The sequence below is a fragment of the Nostoc sp. PCC 9305 genome (assembly GCF_963920915.1).
Lineage (GTDB): Bacteria > Cyanobacteriota > Cyanobacteriia > Cyanobacteriales > Nostocaceae > Nostoc.
The window spans coordinates 1-2,909 of sequence record NZ_CAWUDN010000224.1 but is presented as its reverse complement, the minus strand read 5'-3'; the positions used below and the strand labels follow the sequence as shown (position 1 = coordinate 2,909).

The following is a 2,909-nucleotide window of genomic DNA, read 5'->3' as shown; positions in this document are numbered from 1 at the left end:
CCCTCACAGTCTGCCTTACAACAATGTTAAGAAAGATGCGGGTAATGGATAGCTTAAAAAGGGGGGGGACTGGAATTAAAGTCCCCCTTTTTAAGGGGGATTTAGGGGGATCTAAAATTTTTTGTTACCGAGAAGAGGACTTTTCAAACAACCTCTAAAAGAGGGAAACAGATTCAAACCCAGAAACCCAGATGAAATCTGAATTTCTGAATTTTGAGTTGTATCATACCATTTCCAAAAATCTTTGCAACATAATGAATCGCCTGTAGGGGCCTCGTCTGTACGTCTCTAGCAACAAAATTAAATATGATTGCTGTATATTTACTAACAGTTTTTATATAAGTGTGATATCCCAACTGTTGAACTACAGAGATTTTGCAGGACTACAAGACGATCGCAGTTTGCATCGATACATAAAGTTGCAGAGCAGAAATTGCTGTGCGATCGCATAATTAGACATACCTTGTTTCGGAGCAATCAGAAATGCTTTCCTTCCCTACAACCCTGACTCCTTTGCCCGAAATCATTGATGGCTTACCGAATATTTCTGGTTGGGAAACAGAGGTTCTCTCTGTGGTTAACCAAGATCGACCAGTATTTTTACCAACAACGAATATCCGTTTAGAAGACGTAAATGCTGTGTTTGCGATCGCTTTGCACATGCACCAGCCAACTATACCTGCTGGAAATGGCGGTACACTCATCAGCAATCTGCAATATATGTTTGAACATCCCCATGAAGGGGATAACCACAACGCAGATCCCTTTGCCCATTGTTACAGCCGCATGGGTGACTTGATCCCCGAACTTGTAAGTCAAGGTTGCAATCCGCGTGTGATGTTGGATTACTCTGGTAATCTGCTGTGGGGACTGCGGCAAATGGGACGCGGTGATGTTCTCGATAATCTTAAACGGATTACTTGCGATCGCACTTACCAACCTTATGTAGAATGGCTGGGTACTATGTGGGGTCATGCAGTTATTCCTTCTACACCCATAGCAGATATTAAATTACATATCGTTGCATGGCAACATCACTTTGCAGCAATTTTTGGCTGGGAAGCACTAGCGCGAGTCAAAGGATTTTCGCCCCCAGAAATGCATCTACCAAATCACCCTGATGCTCTCTTTGAATTTGTGAAAGCGCTGAAAGAATGTGGATATCGCTGGCTACTTGTTCAAGAACATTCTGTAGAAACTCTTACTGGCCAATCTCTGACTCATAAACATTTACCACATCGTCTACTTGCTCGTAATTCTCAAGGCGAAACAATTAGCATCACAGCCTTAATTAAAACTCAAGGTTCCGATACGAAATTAGTTGCTCAAATGCAGCCTTACTACGAAGCGAAAACATTATCCAAACAACAAATTGGTAGTGTATTTGTACCACCAATAGTTAGCCAAATTGGCGATGGTGAAAATGGCGGCGTGATGATGAATGAATTTCCTAGCGCTTTTAAACAAGCGTGGTGGGATATGGTCAATAATGGCGGAGGAAAATCAGGTGTTATTGGTGTGTGTGGTACAGAATATTTAGAATTAATCGAAGCTGCTGGATGCAAACCTGAAGATTATCCAACTTGTCAGCCAGTGGGACAACATCAGATTTGGGAGCGAGTTTCACCAGATAATACTCAACCGCAAGCTGTAGAGAATGCCATTCAAGAATTAAAGCAAACAAACTCTAATTTTCATCTAGATGGAGCTTCATGGACAAATCATATCAGTTGGGTAAAAGGATATGAAAATGTGTTGTCTCCCATGTATCAATTAAGTAGTTTATTTCATCAGAAGTTTGATCCATTACAACAAGTTGACTCAGCAGAACCTGTAACCAGACAATCTCATTATCGTAATGTTCTTCTACATAACCTGTTGTTGCAAACCAGTTGTTTTCGTTATTGGGGACAAGGTGCTTGGACTGATCACGCGCGGGAGATTTACCAACGTGGCGAAAGCTTGCTAAAAACGATATTTTAATAATAAATAACTCAGGTTAAGGGATGAAACAGCCCTGCTTTTTTAAGAGTGGGGCTGTGGCTATATTACAGGGTAAAATATCACTAAATAAAGTATATTGTTTTCTAAATAGGCAATATAAATGAAAAATATTTATGAGATTTTAGAAATGATGAGACCAAGACCACAAATGTTTTTAGGACAGCGTTCCTTAACTGCATTAAGTGGCTTTATTGGTGGCTATTATTTTGCTATGGAGGAAAATGGGATCTTAATTGAAGAAGAGAACCCTCCCTTTAGTCAGTTGAACAACTGGGTAGCTCGATATTATCAACGGTACGGATCAACAGCGGGATGGAAAAATATCATTCTCCGAGAAGTTGGAGACGAAGCAAAGGCATGTGATGTGTTCTTTGAACTCCTTGAATTATTCAAGCAAAGGTTTCCTGTACTCAAGTATCGTGTTTTCTTAAATGCAAACCATAAATCTACTGGAGCTATATATCGACGTATATGTATAGATGGGATATACAAAGACTTAGATCCACCTAAAGAAATTAGAATTGTGCAATATACAACAGATTCTGGCTTTTACCGTTTCGATGTATCCCAAGCTGGAGAAATTACAGAAATTGGCTATTTTGAGACAGAAAAGTTAGTGATGGAAGAAGTTAAGAGAGAGTTTGAAGTTTATTTAGATGAGTGGGAAACCTTAAATAACATTTAAGTATCTGAAAATTATCAAAGATTAACTCAAACACGATATCATGCTGATTTCAGAATCAGTATTTGAGCAATTATTTATTTGAAAAAATTAGACCTCTTGCATAAATCAAAAATAAGAAAGAACCCCACCCCGCCAAAGCTACGTTTTGTCTCCCCTCCCCGCAAGCCTACGGTGTATACACAAGTCTTTGAGAGTTGCCTCCCAGCGTTTAGATCCCCCC

Annotated in this window: 2 protein-coding genes; both read left to right on the top strand. The window is 39.7% G+C overall.

What is annotated here, in order from left to right:
• The first annotated feature begins 483 nt into the window (after window positions 1-483).
• Window positions 484-1,983 carry a glycosyl hydrolase family 57 gene (locus ACM0OX_RS35410; protein ID WP_414519855.1) on the top strand — a complete coding sequence of 500 codons (1,500 nt, stop codon included), beginning with the start codon at window positions 484-486 and terminating at the stop codon, window positions 1,981-1,983.
• Between the two features lie 121 nt (window positions 1,984-2,104).
• The gene (locus tag ACM0OX_RS35405; protein ID WP_414519853.1) at window positions 2,105-2,689 is read left to right on the top strand and encodes a hypothetical protein; all 585 of its coding nucleotides are present in this window, start codon (window positions 2,105-2,107) and stop codon (window positions 2,687-2,689) included.
• The last annotated feature ends 220 nt before the right edge of the window (window positions 2,690-2,909 follow it).

Excerpts from the sequence above, each read along its gene's own strand:
- ACM0OX_RS35410 (WP_414519855.1), top strand. The coding sequence starts at position 484 with ATGCTTTCCTTCCCTACAACCCTGACTCCTTTGCCCGAAATCATTGAT.
- ACM0OX_RS35405 (WP_414519853.1), top strand. The coding sequence starts at position 2,105 with ATGAAAAATATTTATGAGATTTTAGAAATGATGAGACCAAGACCACAA.